Annotated in this window: 19 protein-coding genes; 10 read left to right on the top strand and 9 right to left on the bottom strand. The window is 59.3% G+C overall.

Going from position 1 to position 16,215, the window contains the following annotated elements; all coding sequences use genetic code 11:
• Positions 1–261: 261 nt before the first annotated feature.
• From ACQZ6D_RS11740 to ACQZ6D_RS11730, 3 genes are all read right to left on the bottom strand, one after another.
• Complete coding sequence (locus ACQZ6D_RS11740) at positions 262–1,215, bottom strand: acetyl-CoA carboxylase carboxyltransferase subunit alpha (RefSeq protein ID WP_003511360.1); 954 nt, start codon at positions 1,213–1,215, stop codon at positions 262–264.
• Positions 1,216–1,278: 63 nt separating this feature from the next.
• Positions 1,279–2,259: a site-specific tyrosine recombinase XerD gene (gene xerD / locus ACQZ6D_RS11735; RefSeq protein WP_003511359.1), complete on the bottom strand. Its 981-nt coding sequence runs from the start codon at positions 2,257–2,259 to the stop codon at positions 1,279–1,281.
• Positions 2,260–2,270: 11 nt separating this feature from the next.
• On the bottom strand, positions 2,271–2,444 hold the full coding sequence (locus ACQZ6D_RS11730) for a hypothetical protein (protein ID WP_003511358.1): 174 nt from the start codon (positions 2,442–2,444) through the stop codon (positions 2,271–2,273).
• 188 nt (positions 2,445–2,632) lie between these two features.
• Between ACQZ6D_RS11730 and ACQZ6D_RS11725 the strand changes: the two genes are divergently transcribed.
• Positions 2,633–3,214: a shikimate kinase gene (locus ACQZ6D_RS11725; RefSeq protein ID WP_003511357.1), complete on the top strand. Its 582-nt coding sequence runs from the start codon at positions 2,633–2,635 to the stop codon at positions 3,212–3,214.
• Positions 3,215–3,219: 5 nt separating this feature from the next.
• Positions 3,220–4,353, top strand: a complete 1,134-nt coding sequence (aroB, locus tag ACQZ6D_RS11720; RefSeq protein WP_003511355.1) for a 3-dehydroquinate synthase — start codon at positions 3,220–3,222, stop codon at positions 4,351–4,353.
• A 19-nt stretch (positions 4,354–4,372) separates the two neighbouring features.
• Here the strand turns inward: aroB and ACQZ6D_RS11715 are convergent, their stop codons facing one another.
• Positions 4,373–4,654: a BolA family protein gene (locus tag ACQZ6D_RS11715; protein ID WP_019564879.1), complete on the bottom strand. Its 282-nt coding sequence runs from the start codon at positions 4,652–4,654 to the stop codon at positions 4,373–4,375.
• Between the two features lie 115 nt (positions 4,655–4,769).
• Between ACQZ6D_RS11715 and ACQZ6D_RS11710 the strand changes: the two genes are divergently transcribed.
• From ACQZ6D_RS11710 to ACQZ6D_RS11695, 4 genes are all read left to right on the top strand, one after another.
• The gene (locus ACQZ6D_RS11710; protein WP_013761799.1) at positions 4,770–5,408 is read left to right on the top strand and encodes a J domain-containing protein; all 639 of its coding nucleotides are present in this window, start codon (positions 4,770–4,772) and stop codon (positions 5,406–5,408) included.
• 68 nt (positions 5,409–5,476) lie between these two features.
• A complete protein-coding gene (gene cobS, locus ACQZ6D_RS11705; RefSeq protein ID WP_003511352.1) occupies positions 5,477–6,466 on the top strand; it encodes a cobaltochelatase subunit CobS in 990 nt (329 codons plus the stop codon).
• Between the two features lie 107 nt (positions 6,467–6,573).
• The gene (cobT, locus tag ACQZ6D_RS11700; RefSeq protein ID WP_013761798.1) at positions 6,574–8,475 is read left to right on the top strand and encodes a cobaltochelatase subunit CobT; all 1,902 of its coding nucleotides are present in this window, start codon (positions 6,574–6,576) and stop codon (positions 8,473–8,475) included.
• A gap of 37 nt (positions 8,476–8,512) precedes the next feature.
• On the top strand, positions 8,513–9,490 hold the full coding sequence (locus tag ACQZ6D_RS11695; protein WP_029658859.1) for an esterase-like activity of phytase family protein: 978 nt from the start codon (positions 8,513–8,515) through the stop codon (positions 9,488–9,490).
• Between the two features lie 4 nt (positions 9,491–9,494).
• Here ACQZ6D_RS11695 and ACQZ6D_RS11690 read toward each other — a convergent pair whose 3' ends face one another.
• From ACQZ6D_RS11690 to rpmB, 3 genes are all read right to left on the bottom strand, one after another.
• A complete protein-coding gene (locus ACQZ6D_RS11690) occupies positions 9,495–9,827 on the bottom strand; it encodes a pentapeptide repeat-containing protein (RefSeq protein WP_448729985.1) in 333 nt (110 codons plus the stop codon).
• A gap of 115 nt (positions 9,828–9,942) precedes the next feature.
• Entirely contained in the window at positions 9,943–10,581 is a 639-nt protein-coding gene (locus tag ACQZ6D_RS11685) for a queuosine precursor transporter (RefSeq protein WP_003511348.1), read from the bottom strand.
• 111 nt (positions 10,582–10,692) lie between these two features.
• Complete coding sequence (rpmB, locus tag ACQZ6D_RS11680) at positions 10,693–10,983, bottom strand: 50S ribosomal protein L28 (protein ID WP_003509888.1); 291 nt, start codon at positions 10,981–10,983, stop codon at positions 10,693–10,695.
• Positions 10,984–11,234: 251 nt separating this feature from the next.
• Here rpmB and ACQZ6D_RS11675 point away from each other — a divergent pair, with 251 nt between their 5' ends.
• A complete protein-coding gene (locus ACQZ6D_RS11675; RefSeq protein ID WP_013761795.1) occupies positions 11,235–12,008 on the top strand; it encodes a DUF3108 domain-containing protein in 774 nt (257 codons plus the stop codon).
• Between the two features lie 5 nt (positions 12,009–12,013).
• Here the strand turns inward: ACQZ6D_RS11675 and ACQZ6D_RS11670 are convergent, their stop codons facing one another.
• Positions 12,014–12,454, bottom strand: a complete 441-nt coding sequence (locus tag ACQZ6D_RS11670) for a cupin domain-containing protein (protein ID WP_013761794.1) — start codon at positions 12,452–12,454, stop codon at positions 12,014–12,016.
• Positions 12,454–13,224, bottom strand: coding sequence for a hydroxyacylglutathione hydrolase (gene gloB, locus ACQZ6D_RS11665; protein ID WP_003511345.1), 771 nt, complete (start codon positions 13,222–13,224; stop codon positions 12,454–12,456). Before gloB ends, ACQZ6D_RS11670 begins: the two co-directional genes overlap by 1 nt.
• A 107-nt stretch (positions 13,225–13,331) precedes the next feature.
• Here gloB and ACQZ6D_RS11660 point away from each other — a divergent pair, with 107 nt between their 5' ends.
• From ACQZ6D_RS11660 to ACQZ6D_RS11650, 3 genes are all read left to right on the top strand, one after another.
• Entirely contained in the window at positions 13,332–14,093 is a 762-nt protein-coding gene (locus ACQZ6D_RS11660; RefSeq protein ID WP_003511344.1) for a class I SAM-dependent methyltransferase, read from the top strand.
• Positions 14,094–14,177: 84 nt separating this feature from the next.
• A complete protein-coding gene (hisC, locus tag ACQZ6D_RS11655; protein ID WP_003511343.1) occupies positions 14,178–15,284 on the top strand; it encodes a histidinol-phosphate transaminase in 1,107 nt (368 codons plus the stop codon).
• The gene (locus tag ACQZ6D_RS11650; RefSeq protein WP_003511341.1) at positions 15,284–16,213 is read left to right on the top strand and encodes a prephenate/arogenate dehydrogenase family protein; all 930 of its coding nucleotides are present in this window, start codon (positions 15,284–15,286) and stop codon (positions 16,211–16,213) included. Before hisC ends, ACQZ6D_RS11650 begins: the two co-directional genes overlap by 1 nt.
• Positions 16,214–16,215: the final 2 nt, after the last annotated feature.

The raw sequence follows: 16,215 nt of genomic DNA, 5'->3' as shown, positions 1-16,215 counted from the left end.
CGGAGTTCTACACCGTCCCGCGTGTATTTTAAATACGGTATTAACCGTTTACATCTTCTTAACTCAAATCGGACCCGCCCCTGCGGCCGCCGATACATCTGTTGATGTGACCGGACTATGGCCGAGTTGGGGCGAGATTCAAGGAAAATAAGGCTGGAGCTAGATTGTTTTGGCTTTTCTTCGATCCACCAAAAAAATCTAACTCCCTCTTTTTGCGCATTTTCCGGACGTAAACCGCTGCGCACTTTTACTGGAAACGCTCTAAAGGTTTCTGCCGATATCCAGGAATTTCTGGCGGCGTTCGGCGCGCAGCTGCGTGCCCGAACGCTGCGAAAGATCGGCGAGCGCCTTGGCGATAACGTCGCCGGTGGCACCAATCACGGCCGCCGGATCACGATGCGCGCCGCCCATCGGCTCGGGAATGATGCCGTCGATGACGCCAAGCGACTTCAGATCTTCCGAGGTGATTTTCATGTTGGTTGCGGCTTCCTTGGCGCGGGTCGAATCGCGCCAGAGAATGGAAGCGGCACCTTCCGGCGAAATCACCGAATAGATCGCATGTTCGAGCATGTAGACACGGTTGCCCGTGGCGATCGCGATTGCGCCGCCCGAGCCGCCTTCGCCGATGACGACGGAGACGATCGGCACCTTGACGTTGAGGCACATTTCGGTCGAGCGGGCGATGGCTTCTGCCTGACCGCGCTCTTCTGCGCCGACACCGGGATAGGCACCAGCGGTATCGATGAGGGTCACGACCGGCAGCGAGAAGCGGTCAGCCAGTTCCAGCACGCGGATCGCCTTGCGGTAACCTTCCGGGCGCGGGCTTCCGAAATTGTGCTTCAGGCGGCTTTTGGTGTCATTGCCCTTTTCCTGGCCGATAATGGCGACGGGCTGGCCATTAAAGCGGGCAAGGCCTGCCTGAATGGCAGCGTCTTCGGAAAATTTGCGGTCGCCTGCAAGCGGCGTGAAATCCGTGAACAGCGCCTTGGCGTAATCGACGAAATGCGGGCGCTGCGGATGGCGCGCGACCTGCGTTTTCTGCCAGGCGTTCAGCTTGGAATAGATATCCTGCATCGCGTCATTGACGCGTGATTCCAGGCGATTGATCTCCTCCGAGGTGTCTATGCTCTCGTCTTCATCGGCAAGCTTCTTCAGCTCGATGATCTTGCCTTCAAGGTCCGAGATAGGTTTTTCGAAGTCGAGATAATTGTGCATGAGATCCGTTTCCGATCGTTTTGCGCAAGGTTTGAGCCGGATTATCCGGCGGTTCCGGTCGCTCTAATCAAGGTTTTTGCCCTGTTTGGCAAGGGGGTGATGTGTTTGTACCAGCTCTTGCAGGCGTTCTTCCAGCACATGTGTATAGATTTGTGTCGTGGAAATGTCGGAATGGCCGAGCAGTTCCTGCACGGCGCGCAGGTCGGCGCCGTTCTGCAGAAGGTGGCTGGCAAAGGCGTGGCGTAGGACATGCGGTGACACCGCCGAGGGATTGAGGCCCGCTCGAATGGCAATGTCCTTCAGGTCGCGGGCAAAAACCTGTCGCGGCAGATGACCTTCCTTGCTGTTTGAAGGAAACAGCCACGGACTTTCCGGACTGTCAGCCTTTTTGGGGGACGCGGGCGTCCTGCTTTTCTCAGGTACGAGCGACTTCCTGGCCGCGTCGTATTTTTCCATCGCCTCGATGGCCGCGCGAGACAGCAGCACCATACGGTCCTTGTTGCCCTTGCCGCGGATCATCAGGAAGCGTCCCTCCTGGCGCAAAACCTTGACCGGCAGCGAAACGAGTTCGCTGACGCGCATGCCGGTCGCGTAGAGAAGTTCGAGCAGGAGATGCATGCGGATGCGGGCAAGCTGGCCGGGGCCGGTTAAGGCGGCCTCTTCAGCAGCGATGCCAAGAAGTTTTGTCACGTCCGCGACGCTCATCGTCTTGGGCAGGGTGAGGCCCTTCTTGGGCGCATCGATGGTACCGGTCGGGTCGTCGCCGCGAAGTCCTTCAGAATAGAGGAACCGGTAGAATTGCCGCATGGAAGACAGGCGTCTTGCCTGCGACGTGGCTGCAAAGCCCTGAGTGGAAAGATGGGTCAGATAGGCCGACAGGTCTGCCGTTGCGGCTTCCATCAAGGATTGGCCTCGGCCACCGAGAAATTCACGCAGATCGGAAAGGTCGCGTTCGTAAGAAGAGAGCGTATTGGCGGCGGCACCCCGTTCGGCGCTCATCATTTCCAGAAAACTTTCGAGTCGCGCGCCGTCCCGCCCGCTCATCTCTTTGCTACTCATGGGGTGCGCCTTGCCGGCTCCGCCGACGGCGGGTTCAGCCGCTCGGAAGGAATGCGCACCGTCACCTCGCGATCATTGGGCTTGACGAACATGACCAGCAGCACCATGCCGCCATAGATCAGCCCCGCGATGGTTGCCAGTATCATCGTGAAGCGGAAGAGGGTTGGCATGGCGGCTCCGTGAGGGTGGCAGTCTGAATGTATATGCGGTGCAGCGAAAGCGGCGACAAGATCAAAAAGCGGTAGTCCGCTGCTGCCGCATGCGGCGATGAATGTAATTCAACGCAATTCAGTCAGCAATTTGGCTTGACGCTTCGTAAACATTTGCAGATATCCATGCCAAACGGGCTTTCAATTTTATGAATGAAAAGAATTTATCTGTCCCGGTCACACTCGGGGAGCAAGCGCGGGCCAAGCTCGCCGGCCGCAACGTCGTCTTTGTCGGACTGATGGGGGCTGGAAAGTCCGCGATCGGTCGCATGGTCGCCCAGCAGCTCAAGGTCTCCTTCATCGACACGGATGTCGAAATCGAGCGTGTTTCCCGCATGACGATAGCCGAACTTTTCGCCACCTATGGCGAGGAGGAGTTCCGGGCGCTGGAAACGCGGGTCGTCAAGCGGCTGCTGCGCGGTGGCCCCAAGGTCATTTCTACCGGCGGCGGCGCCTTCATCAACGACAATACCCGCCGGCACATCACGCGCGGCAGTGTGTCGCTGTGGCTGAAGGCCGATATCGAGGTTTTGTGGGAAAGGGTCAACAAGCGCGATCATCGCCCGCTTCTCAAGACCGAAAACCCCAAGGCCACGCTGGCGGCTCTGATGGAGAAACGTTATCCGATCTATGCGGAAGCGGATCTGACCATCGAATCCCGCGATGTCCGCAAGGAGATCATCGTGACCGAAGTGCTGGCCGCCATCGCCGGCCTTGAACAGAAAGACTGAGCATCATGACGCCTTCCGAAATCCACACCGACGAACGTCTTGTCCATGTGCCGCTCGGTGAGCGCGCTTACGACATTCTGATCGGGCCTGGCCTGATCGGCAGGGCGGGCGGCGAGATTTCGTCGCGGCTGAAGGGCAGGCGTGCCGCTATCATCACTGACGAGCATGTTGCACCGCTTTACCTCGAAGGCCTGATGGACGGCCTGCAGACGGATGGCATCGAAGCCGTTTCGCTGACCTTGCCCGCAGGCGAGAAGACCAAGAGCTTCGAACATCTGGTCACTGTTTGCGATGCCGTTCTCTCCGCACGGGTGGAGCGCAACGATGCGGTGATTGCACTTGGCGGCGGTGTTATCGGCGATCTCGCCGGTTTTGCGGCGGGCATCGTGCGTCGCGGCGTGCGTTTCGTGCAGATACCGACCTCGCTTCTGTCGCAGGTGGATTCCTCCGTCGGCGGCAAGACGGGCATCAATACCCGCCAAGGCAAGAACCTTGTCGGCGTTTTCCATCAGCCCGATCTGGTGCTGGCCGATACGGCGGTGCTCGATACGCTGAGCGAGCGCGAATTCCGCGCCGGTTACGCCGAGGTGGTGAAATACGGCTTGATCGACAAGCCGGACTTCTTCTTCTGGCTGGAAAAGAACTGGGATGAAATCCGCACCGGCGGTCCCGCCCGCATCCAGGCGATTGCCACAAGCTGCCAGGCGAAGGCCGATGTGGTGGTGGCCGACGAGAAGGAAAACGGCGTACGCGCCCTTCTGAACCTCGGCCACACATTCGGCCACGCGCTGGAGGCAGCAACGAATTATGACAGCAAGCGGCTGGTGCACGGCGAAGGTGTCGCCATCGGCATGGTGCTGGCGCACCAGTTTTCCGCCCGCCTCAACCTTGCAAGCCCTGATGATGCCGCGCGCGTCGAAGCGCACCTCAAGGCGGTTGGTCTGCCAGTGTCAATGAAGGATATTCCAGGTGAACTGCCGCCGGTCGAGATGCTGATGGCGGCAATTGCGCAGGACAAGAAGGTCAAAGGCGGCAAGCTCACCTTCATCCTCACTCACGGCATCGGCCAGTCCTTCGTGGCCGACGATGTCGCGACGTCCGAGGTGCAGTCTTTCCTGTCGGAAAAGCATCCCGGCTGAGGCTTAAGGCGCGCGTTGCCTAGAACCGCGTCGGCTCCCCCGGCGCCGCCGCCTCGATGGCGAGGGCATGCAGCCCGGCGTCGAGTTCCGGTTTCAAAAGTGCATTGATCGCCCGGTGGCGCTCAATGCGTGACTTGCCTGCGAAGCTTTCAGACACTATCTGAACACGCATATGCGTCTCGCCGGTGCCGGTTATGTCCGGCTGATGGCCGGCATGCATCTGGCTTTCATCGATCACCACCAGGCGTTCCGGCGAAAAGCTCTGCCGAAGCTTTGTTTCTATGCGTTCTCGCAGGGACATGCGATGGGCTCCAATCCTGTTGGCTGGTCTTTAAAAGGGGCTACCTAAAAGCCTGCAACATTCCGCTTTGTCAATTCTTGTTGTGCGCCTTTTCGCACCCCATAATCAGGGCATCATGAAACTGGATTCGAAATATTTCGACCGCATCCGTACACGCAGAAAAAGGGACAGGGAACCTGAGGTTCAGGCCCCGACCTGCCAGTGGGACGGATGCGACAAGCCGGGCGCTCACCGTGCACCTGTCGGCCGCAATGCCGAGGGGCAATTCTTCCTGTTCTGTTTCGAGCATGTGAAGGAATACAATAAGGGCTATAATTATTTCTCTGGCCTGTCTGACACCGAGATCGCCCGTTACCAGAAGGAAGCGATCACCGGCCATCGTCCCACCTGGACGGTTGGCGTGAACAAGACTGCGCGCGACAGCCCGCTGCACTCCACGCTGCGTTCCGGCGCGGCGGGCGCGGCCAATGCCCGCATCCGCGATCCTTTTGGCTTCACGAATGGTTTTGCAAACGGGGCAAAGGCCGGCGGCCAGCGCCTGCAGCAGGACCGCAAGTTGAAGACGCTGGAGGCGAAAGCCTTCGATACGCTCGGCCTTTCTGCGGGTGCAAAGCAGGAAGAGATAAAAAGGCGCTATAAGGAGCTTGTCAAAAAGCACCATCCTGATGCTAATGGTGGCGATCGCGGCTCGGAAGAACGTTTTCGGGCTGTTGTTCAAGCATATCAATTGTTAAAGCAGTCAGGTTTCTGCTAAGCCAACGTTCGTGTTTACCGCCTGATTGATGATGTGGCCGGGTGGCCGCCGCCCGCCTTGGAGACGTGATGAGCAAAATCGACCTTGATATTTCCAACCTGCCCGACACGACGGTGTCCGTGCGGGAGGTTTTCGGCATTGATACGGATCTGCGGGTTCCCGCCTATTCGCAGGGCGACGCCTATGTGCCCGACCTTGATCCCGACTATCTTTTCGACCGCGATACGACGCTCGCTATTCTTGCCGGTTTTGCTCACAACCGACGCGTCATGGTTTCCGGCTTTCACGGCACGGGCAAGTCCACCCATATTGAGCAGGTAGCTGCCCGCCTGAACTGGCCCTGCGTGCGCGTCAATCTTGACAGCCACGTCAGCCGTATCGACCTCGTCGGCAAGGACGCCATCGTCCTTAAAGACGGCAAGCAGGTCACCGAATTCAAGGACGGCATTTTGCCCTGGGCTTACCAGCACAATGTCGCGCTGGTCTTCGACGAATACGATGCCGGTCGCCCGGACGTGATGTTCGTCATCCAGCGCGTGCTGGAATCCTCGGGCCGCCTGACGCTGCTCGACCAGAGCCGCGTTATCCGTCCTCACCCCGCCTTCCGCATTTTTGCGACCGCCAACACGGTCGGCCTCGGCGACACGACGGGACTTTACCACGGCACGCAGCAGATCAACCAGGCGCAGATGGACCGCTGGTCCATCGTCACCACGCTGAACTACCTGCCGCATGAGCAGGAAGTGAACATCATTGCCGCAAAGGTAAAGAGCCTCAACAATCCGAAGGGTCGCGAAACCGTCTCCAAGATGGTGCGTGTGGCCGATCTTACCCGTTCGGCCTTCGTCAACGGCGACCTTTCCACGGTCATGAGCCCGCGTACCGTCATTACCTGGGCGGAAAATGCGGAAATCTTTGGCGATCTCGCCTTTGCGTTCCGCGTGACCTTCCTCAACAAGTGCGACGAACTGGAGCGCACGCTGGTTGCCGAACAATATCAGCGGGCTTTCGGCGTCGAGCTGAAGGAAAGTGCTGCGAACATCGTTCTCAGCGCCTGATCTTCCCCGGCTTGTCCGGAGAACATCACCGATGACTTGAAGACGCCGGCGGGCCGCGCATCCTTGGATGGGCGGCTCCGAAGCGTCGACAACTGACAGGAAAGACAATGGCAGCGCGCGGCGACAATTCCAGAGCAAAACCGGGTACGGCGGTCGATACCGAACCGTTGCGTCAGGCGATTGCCGGATGTGTGCGATCGGTTGCCGGCGATGCAGAGGTTGAGGTCGTTTTCGCCAATGAGCGGCCTGGCCTTGCCGGAGAGCGCATGCGCCTGCCGGAAATTTCCAAGAAACCCACCGCGCAGGAAATCGCCGTCACCCGTGGCCTTGGCGATTCCATGGCGCTTCGCCTTGCCTGCCATGACGCTGACACCCATGCGGTGATGTCGCCGCAGGGTGCCGAGGCGCGGTTGATCTTTGACGCTGTTGAGCAGGCGCGGGTGGAATCCATCGGTGCACTGCGCATGCCGGGCATGGCCTCCAACATTCAGGCCATGAACACGGAAAAATATGCCAAGGCGAATTTTTCGGGCATCAACACCAAGGACGATGCACCGCTTGCCGAAGCCGTCGCCCTTTTGGTGCGCGAGAAGCTTACCGGTGAAAAGCCACCGGCCAGTGCCGGCAAGGTTCTCGACCTGTGGCGCGACTTCATCGAGGACAAGGCCGCCGGCGACCTGAGCGACCTTTCCAAGGTGATTGGCGACCAGAAGGCTTTTTCGCGGCTGGTGCGCAAGATGCTGACCTCCATGCAGATGGCGGAGGAATTCGGCGACGACGATAACGAGCCGGAAAGCCAGGAGGCAGAATCCGACGAGGAGCAGCCGCGCACTAACGAGACCGAAGAAGAACAGGTCGAGGAAGAAGCCGGTTCCGATGCGACGCCCGCTGATGAAAGCGAGGCCTCGCAGGAGGAGATGGAAGAAGGCGAGATGGACGGCGCCGAGATGTCGGACGAGGAAATGTCCGACGATCTCGATGAGGATTCCGAGACGCCTGGCGAGACCCGCCGCCCCAACAGCCCCTTCGACGATTTCAACGAGAAGGTCGACTACCGCATATTCACCCAGGAATTCGACGAGGAAATCCACGCCGAGGAACTGTGCGACGAGGCGGAGCTTGACCGCCTGCGCGCGTTTCTCGACAAACAGCTCGCCCATCTTCAGGGCGCCGTCGGACGTCTGGCGAACCGGCTGCAACGCCGCCTGATGGCGCAGCAGAACCGTTCGTGGGATTTCGATCTGGAAGAGGGCTATCTCGATCCGGCTCGCCTCGTGCGGCTTATCATCGATCCCATGCAGCCGCTCTCCTTCAAGAAGGAGCGCGACACCAAGTTCCGCGACACGGTGGTTTCGCTCGTCATCGACAATTCGGGTTCGATGCGTGGCCGCCCGATCACGGTTGCGGCCACCTGCGCCGATATTCTTGCGCGTACGCTGGAACGGTCGGGTGTGAAGGTGGAGATTCTCGGCTTCACCACCAAGGCGTGGAAGGGCGGTCAGTCGCGCGAGCAATGGCTGGCCAGCGGCAAACCCGGCTCGCCGGGTCGGCTTAATGATTTGCGCCATATCATCTACAAGTCGGCGGATGCACCCTGGCGGCGTGCACGGCGCAATCTTGGCCTGATGATGCGTGAAGGCCTGCTGAAGGAAAACATTGACGGCGAAGCGCTGATGTGGGCGCATAACCGCCTCATCGGTCGCCCCGAGCAGCGCAAGATCATGATGATGATTTCGGACGGTGCGCCGGTGGACGATTCGACGCTGTCGGTCAATGCGGGCAATTATCTGGAGCGGCACCTGCGCGCCGTTATCGAACAGATCGAGACACGTTCGCCGGTGGAGCTTCTGGCGATCGGTATCGGCCATGATGTGACGCGTTATTACCGTCGCGCCGTGACGATCGTGGATGCGGACGAACTGGCTGGCGCGATGACCGAACAGCTTGCTGCTCTCTTCGAGGATACCAATACCGCCAGCTCGTCCCGCAAGGTTCGCCGTGCGGGATAAGCGGGGCCGGGCTTTTCTTTCCTGTAAATCGCTGGCGATGGCTGCAGTTCTTGCGGTCGCAGCGCTTGTTCCGGTTCCCATTGGCGCATCGACCATCGATGTTCCGGTCAGCGTCCGTCTGTTGTCAGGCTTCGAGGTCGGCACCAGCGCCAGGCGTTTCGGCAAGCTGGAATTTATCGGCGGCATGGTGATGAGCACGCCGGAAAAACTATTCGGTGCCATATCCTCCATCCGCTTTCGCCCAAACGGGCAGGAATTCGTTGCTGTGCTGGATACCGGCCACTGGCTCACGGGCAAGATCGCACGCGGCCCGTCGGGCGCGCTGTCCGGGTTGGCTGACGTGCGTATCACTGCCATGCTGGATGCCAGCGGCCGTGAACCTTCCCGCAAGATGGAAATGGATGCGGAAGGTCTGGCGCTGCGGGATGGCAAGGTATTCGTCAGCTACGAGCAGCGGCACAGGATCGATGCCTATCCCGATCCGGGGTTCGAGACCTCAAAGCCGCTCAGCCGCCTGCCTCATCTCATTCCCAACAGCGAACTACGCCACAATGGCGGCATGGAGGCCCTTGCGGTCTCGCCGGCCGATTCGCCGTTTGGCGGTGCCCTTGTCGTGGTGGCTGAGAAAAGCATCGATGCCGACGGCAATCTTCTTGCCGCCATACTGGAAGGCCCGTTGAAGGGCACATTCGCGGTCACCCATCACCCCTCATTCGACGTGACGGACGGTGCTTTCCTGCCCAATGGCGACCTGCTGCTTCTGGAGCGCCGCTTCAATTTCGCTGAAGGGGTGGGGATGCGCATCCGCCGCATCAAGGCTGCCGATATCAGGCCGGGCGCGGTGGTGGATGGCGAAATCCTGCTGGAAGCGGGCATGGTCTACCAGATCGATAATATGGAAGGCATGGATGTGGTGAAGGGGCCTGATGGTTCCACGCGTCTCATCATCGTTTCCGATGACAATCACTCATTTCTCCAGCGCAATCTGATGTTGGAATTCAAGCTGGTGGAGTGAGGGTTCACACCTGCTGCGCCGCCTTGTAGGCAGCCATCAGATCCTCGACGGGAATGCCGTCGATCTTCATCCCTGTCATTCGGCATCCTGTTATCTGCGCGCCGGACAGGTTGGCGTTGCTCAGTTTCAGACCGGAAAGATTAACATCGTTGATCGACCAGCCGGACATGTTGCTGTCAGTAAATGACGCGCCGGAAAAGTTGATCTGGTTGAAGCTGGTTCCGGCGAGATTGACGTCGTTGAACACCGTACCCGACAGATTGACGTCGTTGAAGGTGGAGCCTGAAAGCGTGGCGCTGGCGGCCTCCACAATATCGATAACGTCATTGATCTGCATATCGGCCTGCCTCTGATCTGTGCCACGGACCGCAGACTGCAACGCAGTCGGCTGGTTTGCAAGCGCGATTCGATCCACGCTCCCACCCCAGCCTTAAACCTGGATGACAAAGGTGTCAGCCCGATTTGGCGACCTTTGGCATCGGCTTCAGCGTGTTCATCAGTGCGCCGTAGGGCAGGAGCATCACGAGGCCAACGAGGATCTTCACCGAGAGGTCGCCGAGCGCCCAGGAAATCCAGCGCGGTGCCTCCAGAGCGAAGATGCCGAGCACGGGGGCATTTTCAATGGCGAAGGCATCGTTGGGACCGACGAAGGAGAAACTCGCAGCAAAGGCGATGGAGAAGAACAGCGCGGTATCCAGCACCGAACCCAGCATGGAGCCGGCAAGAGGTGCGTGCCACCAGCGCTGGCGGCGCAGGCGGTTGAATACGGAAATATCGAGCAGCTGGCCAATCAGATAGGCGGTGCCGGAGGCAACGGCGATACGCGGGATCGAGGTCCAGAAGGACAGTGTGACACCAACAATAAAACCGGCAAGTACGACGCGGCGCGCGACTGACGGGCCGAACTGGCGGTTTGTAAGGTCTGTGACGAGGAAGGCGACCGGATAGGTAAAGGCACCCCAGGTCAAAAGATCGCCGAGATTGACGCCGAACAGCGATCCGGAAAGCGGGTATTGCACCAGAATATTGGACGCGACGACCACCAGTGTCATCAGCAGAACGTAAATGAGCGTGTAGCGCAGGTAGGGCATTTTTTTATCCTGGGTGATGCCACCAGTTGGAGCCGAATTAGAACAAGCAAAAGGCTTGAGCGGCAAAAGCCATTCAAGCCTTCTGAATATCAGTGATGTCGAAACCGCTAATTAAGCAGCTTCGGCCGTCTTCTTGGCGATCTGGCGGCGCAGGAGACGAGCGCGCATGCTCAGTTCGTTTTCGCCGGACTTCAGAAGGAAGGCATCGAGGCCGCCACGATGTTCAACGGAGCGCAGAGCTGCTGCGGAAACACGCAGGCGGAAACGCTGGCCGAGAGCATCGGAGATCAACGTAACCTGGCAGAGGTTCGGAAGGAACCGGCGCTTGGTCTTGTTGTTGGCGTGGCTGACGTTGTTGCCCGTCTGGACGCCCTTGCCGGTCAATTCGCATACACGGGACATGGGTACACCTATTTCGTTTGTCTGTTTCACCACTGGCTCGCCACCGGCAAAACCGTGGTGGCAATCCAACTGGCCATGATTGGAAAGTTGCGGTTCTATAGTCAGACGGGACTTAACAGTCAAGCCGCTCGCGAGCAAATGAAAGGAAATTCCGGCGTTTTCAACCGGCATCCGCTTTTTTATTGCCACAAGTCGGCGTATATGATCGCCCCATAAGGCCGCTTCCGCGCCTCTTTTAAGGTGATATCCAAATGATTGCCAGAGGAAAAAGCATTTTCATGGCTGTGACAATGGCGTTTGCAGGCGTATCTCCCTCGCTCGCCGCCGAAGCCCGCCATACAAGCGAATACAGCATCAATCTCGGTATTCTACCAATTGCCAAGGCGAGTTTTTCGACTCGCATGAACGGCCCGAACTACTCGATTTCCGGTTCCTTCAGCTCAGCAGGGCTTGCAAGCGTTCTGGCGGATATTTCCGGCAAGACGACGATTTCGGGTGCCAAACGCGGCCATCGGCTGCAGGCGAACACATATTCGCTTGTTTACAAGGACGGCAAGCGGGTGCGGACCTATGATGTGGTCTATCGTAACGGCAACGTCACATCGACGACGGTGAAACCGGAGCCGAAGGCGCGGCCTGACAATTGGGTGAATGTGAAGGACGGCGACCTGCGCTCCGTCCTCGATCCAATCTCTGGCCTCATCATTCCCGCCGGCGGCCGCATCTGCCCGTCGCGCCTGCCGATCTATGACGGCGAATCGCGGCTGGATCTGGTGTTGAGCCCCAGCGGCACCAAGCCCTTCAAGACGAATGGCTTCAGCGGCGATGCCGTGGTCTGCAAGGCGCGTTACGTGCCGAAGTCGGGTTATCGCCAGGGGCGCAAGGATATCGAATACCTGAAATCAATTTCCATGGAGATCTGGTTCGCCAAATCCGACAATATGGATGTCTATGCCCCGGTCTACGCCGTCATTCCGACGCGGGTAGGCCAAGTCTACATCACCGCCACCAAATATGGCGGTTGATGCAGTTACGGCGTATCACCCGGCGACCAGCCGGGTTCGGCCATCACGAAGCTTGAAAAGGCGAAACCCGGCGAGACGGTGCAGCCGACGAGGGTGAAGTCGCCGAGGCTTTCGGCCGATTGCCAGCAATTGGCAGGCACGATCACCTGCGGGCGCTCGCCTTCCAGAATGTCGGGGCCGAGGGTAAAAGTCTGTACCTCCCTGCCATCTTCGGAAAGATGCAGGGTGATCGGAGCGCCGGCATAATAGTGCCAGACCTCCACCGCATCGGTGACGCGATGCCAGTGCGAGCGCGTCCCCTTTTCCAGAAGATAATAGATCGCCGTCGAATGGCCGCGCTCACCACCTGCCTTGTCGCGAAATGTCTGGTGGTAAAAGCCGCCCTCAGGGTGCGGCTCCAGTTCCAGTTCGCGAATGATCGCTGCCGAAGACAGATCGGCGCCCATCAGAAATTGTCCTTGCGTGTGCGGATTTCGGCAAAGACTTCGGCATCGGTTGCGCCTTCAAGGCCAAGATGACTGCGGATGCCGGCATCGGCCACCCGCATATAAGGGTTGGTCTGTTTTTCCAGCCCGATGGTGGTGGGAATGGTGAATTCATTCGCCTGCCGCGCCTTTTCGACGCTTTCGGCGCGCTCGATTAGAGCCGCGTTATCAGGATCGACGGTGAGCGCGAAACGGGCATTCGAAAGTGTATATTCGTGGCCGAAATAGACTTTTGTGTCATCCGGCAGCGCCATTAACTTCTGGAAAGAGTGCCACATATCTGTTGCCGTACGTTCAAACAGGCGACCGCAACCCATGGCGAAAAGCGTATCGGCAGCAAACAGAAGGCCGTCATCGGGAAGGTAGTAGCAGATATGCCCCGCCGTATGACCGGGTGTGGCAATGACCTGAACGCGCCGTCCGGCAAATTCGAACTCGTCGCCATCGGCCTGGGAACGGTCGAGACCGGGGATCGCAATCGCCTCATCATGTGGGCCATGTATTTCGCACTGGAATTTGTCCTTCAGCGCCAGATTGGCTTCCACATGGTCCTGATGGTGGTGGGTGGTGAAGATATGCGTGAGCTTCCAGCCATGCCCATGAAGAGCCTGCAGGATGGGGCCTTCCTCCGGCGCATCGATCGCGGCGGTCGCCCCGCTTTCTGGATCGTGCAGCAGAACGCCAAAATTATCACTGCGGCAAAGAAAGACGTCTATTTCCAAAGGTTTCATCGTGGTCCTCTCCATTTGCCGGCCTTAGCCGGCGCATTTGTCCGCCTGAATTTCAATGTAGGCGCAGACGCCTTGAAGTCCAACCGCCTGATGCTACATTCTCGCCCATGAACACCGATATCGTCGATCTGCGCGAATTCTATCATTCCCCGCTTGGCCGCTCGGCCGAGCAGGCGATCACCATGGCGCTTTCATCGCTCTGGCCGCCTTTGCCGGAGGAAAGGCTGGTCGGCCTCGGTTACGCCGTGCCGTTTCTGGAGCGGTTCCGTCATGACACGGAGCGCACCTTTGCCTTCATGCCGGCGGGGCAGGGAGCGGTGAACTGGCCGGCAGGCGAGCTTTCCTCCACGGCGCTGGTGTTTGACGAGGAGCTGCCGCTACCCGATTCGTCGATAGACCGGGTGTTGATGGTGCATGCTCTGGAATTTGCCGAAAATCCGCGCGAAACCCTGAAAGAACTCTGGCGGGTGCTGGCGCCCGGCGGGCGTCTGGTGATCGTGGTGCCGAACAGGCGTGGGGTCTGGGCACGCATGGAACACACACCTTTCGGCTCGGGCCGGCCCTATTCGCGCGGGCAGTTGACGGCGCTTCTGCGCGAGACCAATTTTACGCCGGGGGCAAGCGCCGAAGCGCTATTCTTTCCGCCCACCACCAGCCGCCCGGTACTGAAATTCCGCCGATACCTTGAGCTTACCGGCCGCAGGCTCTGGCCGCTGTTTTCCGGCGTTATCGTGGTTGAGGCACAGAAACGTCTCTATCAGGGATTGCCCGTTACCCAGCGCGCCTCACGCCGGGTTTTCGTGCCGGTCCTGGCGCCTCAGGGTGTGCCCACCACCCGCACCGCCGCAAAGCACGGAAAGCCGCGCTGACCCTCGACAAAGGGGCCATTCCGGTCTAATGCCTCCGGCATTGCTTTTGCCGGGCTCCCCGGCGCATTTCCGAAGGTCGATCAAATGAGTGCAGAGCTTAGCCAACCTCTTCCGCGTCCGGGTATTCTGGATATCGCCGCTTATGTTCCCGGCAAGGAACACGTGGATGGCGTCGCGAAGGTTTATAAGCTTTCCTCCAACGAAACGCCGCTCGGGCCAAGCCCGAAGGCGATCGAGGCATTCGCCGCCACCGCCAGCCATCTGGAAATCTATCCCGACGGACAGGCGATTGCGCTGCGTCAGGCGATTGCAGACGTGCATGGCCTCAACATAGCGAATATCATGTGCGGTAACGGCTCGGATGAGCTTCTTGGCCTGCTCTGCCACGTCTATCTGGGTACGGGCGATGAGGCGATCATCACCGAACACGGTTTCCTCGTCTACAAGATCCAGATCATGGGTGCGGGCGCAACGCCGGTGACGGTGAAGGAAAAGGATTGCGCCGTCGATGTGGACGCCATTCTTGCCGCCGTCACGCCAAGGACGAAGATGGTTTTCATCGCCAATCCCGGCAATCCCACCGGCACCTATGTTCCGGTCGCGGAAATCCGCCGCCTTCAGGCTGGTCTGCCGAAACATGTCGTGCTCGTGCTTGATGCGGCTTATGCCGAATATGTACGCAAGAACGACTACGAGGCCGGTCTCGAGCTGGTGTCTGGGAACCGCAACGTGGTCATGACGCGCACCTTCTCCAAGGTTTACGGTCTGGCCGCACTGCGCGTCGGCTGGATGTATGGTCCGGCCGCCATCATCGATGCGCTGAACCGGGTGCGTGGTCCGTTCAACATGAGCGCGCCGGCGATCGCAGCGGGTGCCGCGGCCATCCGCGATCAGGCATTCCTGGAAAAGGCGATCTCTCACAACACGCTCTGGCTGGAGAAACTCACGACGGTCTTCACCGGTCTCGGCCTCAAGGTCACGCCATCAGTCACCAACTTTGTCCTCATCCATTTCCCGGACCAGGATGGCAAGCGTGCACCAGATGCGGACGAGTTCCTGAGCCGCCGCGGTTATATCCTGCGTGCCGTGCGCGGTTACGGTTTCCCCAATGCCTTGCGTATGACGGTTGGTTCGGAAGAAGCCAATCTTGGCGTCATCGCCGCGCTCACCGAGTTCATGGGGCAGGCGTAATGGGCGAGATCATGTTTGAGCGCATCGCGCTTGTTGGCATCGGCCTGATCGGCTCGTCTATTGCGCGCGACATCAAGGAACTGGGTCTTGCCCGGCATGTCACGATTTCCACCCGCAGCGCGGAAACGCTGAAGCGGGCAGAGGAACTGGCGCTTGGAAGCGAGTATACGACATCCGCCGCGCAGGCCGTCAGGGATGCTGATCTTGTCATCGTTTCAGTGCCGGTCGGTTCATCCGGGGCGGTTGCCGAGCAGATCGCGCCGCATCTGAAGCCCGGGGCCATCGTCACCGATGTCGGCTCTACCAAGGCCTCTGTCATCGCGCAGATGGCGCCGCATATGCCTGACAATGTGCATTTCATTCCCGGACATCCGCTGGCGGGTACGGAAAAATCCGGCCCGGATGCCGGTTTTTCCGGTCTTTTCCGCGAGCGCTGGTGCATCTTCACGCCGCTGCCGGGCACGGATGCGGAGGCGCTGGAAAGGCTCAAGGATTTCTGGCGGGCGCTCGGCTCGCGTGTGGATGAAATGGATGCCGAACACCACGACAAGGTTCTGGCGATCGTCTCGCATCTGCCGCACATCATCGCCTACAACATCGTCGGCACGGCGGACGATCTGGAGACGGTAACCGAGTCGGAAGTCATCAAATATTCCGCTTCCGGCTTCCGAGATTTCACGCGTCTCGCCGCCTCGGACCCCACAATGTGGCGCGATGTCTGCCTGCACAACAAGGATGCCATCCTCGAAATGCTGGCACGGTTCTCGGAAGACCTTGCTTCGCTGCAAAGGGCGATCCGCTGGGGGGAGGGCGACAAGTTGTTCGAACTGTTTTCCCGCACACGCTCCATCCGCCGCTCCATCATCGAGGCCGGTCAGGACGTCGATACGCCTGACTTTGGGCGTCACGCGCTGGATCAGAAGAAGTAGGG

It is taken from the genome of Agrobacterium sp. 22-3639C2, from assembly GCF_053522105.1.
The sequence above is the reverse complement of the archived record's forward strand: the minus strand, read 5'-3'. Positions and strand labels throughout refer to the sequence as shown.

What these genes read in the sequence shown, in the direction of transcription:
- ACQZ6D_RS11740 (WP_003511360.1), bottom strand. Translation starts at nt 1,215, where the DNA reads ATGCACAATTATCTCGACTTCGAAAAACCTATCTCGGACCTTGAAGGC.
- xerD (WP_003511359.1), bottom strand. Translation starts at nt 2,259, where the DNA reads ATGAGCGGGCGGGACGGCGCGCGACTCGAAAGTTTTCTGGAAATGATG.
- ACQZ6D_RS11730 (WP_003511358.1), bottom strand. Translation starts at nt 2,444, where the DNA reads ATGCCAACCCTCTTCCGCTTCACGATGATACTGGCAACCATCGCGGGG.
- ACQZ6D_RS11725 (WP_003511357.1), top strand. Translation starts at nt 2,633, where the DNA reads ATGAATGAAAAGAATTTATCTGTCCCGGTCACACTCGGGGAGCAAGCG.
- aroB (WP_003511355.1), top strand. Translation starts at nt 3,220, where the DNA reads ATGACGCCTTCCGAAATCCACACCGACGAACGTCTTGTCCATGTGCCG.
- ACQZ6D_RS11715 (WP_019564879.1), bottom strand. Translation starts at nt 4,654, where the DNA reads ATGTCCCTGCGAGAACGCATAGAAACAAAGCTTCGGCAGAGCTTTTCG.
- ACQZ6D_RS11710 (WP_013761799.1), top strand. Translation starts at nt 4,770, where the DNA reads ATGAAACTGGATTCGAAATATTTCGACCGCATCCGTACACGCAGAAAA.
- cobS (WP_003511352.1), top strand. Translation starts at nt 5,477, where the DNA reads ATGAGCAAAATCGACCTTGATATTTCCAACCTGCCCGACACGACGGTG.
- cobT (WP_013761798.1), top strand. Translation starts at nt 6,574, where the DNA reads ATGGCAGCGCGCGGCGACAATTCCAGAGCAAAACCGGGTACGGCGGTC.
- ACQZ6D_RS11695 (WP_029658859.1), top strand. Translation starts at nt 8,513, where the DNA reads ATGGCTGCAGTTCTTGCGGTCGCAGCGCTTGTTCCGGTTCCCATTGGC.
- ACQZ6D_RS11690 (WP_448729985.1), bottom strand. Translation starts at nt 9,827, where the DNA reads ATGCAGATCAATGACGTTATCGATATTGTGGAGGCCGCCAGCGCCACG.
- ACQZ6D_RS11685 (WP_003511348.1), bottom strand. Translation starts at nt 10,581, where the DNA reads ATGCCCTACCTGCGCTACACGCTCATTTACGTTCTGCTGATGACACTG.
- rpmB (WP_003509888.1), bottom strand. Translation starts at nt 10,983, where the DNA reads ATGTCCCGTGTATGCGAATTGACCGGCAAGGGCGTCCAGACGGGCAAC.
- ACQZ6D_RS11675 (WP_013761795.1), top strand. Translation starts at nt 11,235, where the DNA reads ATGATTGCCAGAGGAAAAAGCATTTTCATGGCTGTGACAATGGCGTTT.
- ACQZ6D_RS11670 (WP_013761794.1), bottom strand. Translation starts at nt 12,454, where the DNA reads ATGGGCGCCGATCTGTCTTCGGCAGCGATCATTCGCGAACTGGAACTG.
- gloB (WP_003511345.1), bottom strand. Translation starts at nt 13,224, where the DNA reads ATGAAACCTTTGGAAATAGACGTCTTTCTTTGCCGCAGTGATAATTTT.
- ACQZ6D_RS11660 (WP_003511344.1), top strand. Translation starts at nt 13,332, where the DNA reads ATGAACACCGATATCGTCGATCTGCGCGAATTCTATCATTCCCCGCTT.
- hisC (WP_003511343.1), top strand. Translation starts at nt 14,178, where the DNA reads ATGAGTGCAGAGCTTAGCCAACCTCTTCCGCGTCCGGGTATTCTGGAT.
- ACQZ6D_RS11650 (WP_003511341.1), top strand. Translation starts at nt 15,284, where the DNA reads ATGGGCGAGATCATGTTTGAGCGCATCGCGCTTGTTGGCATCGGCCTG.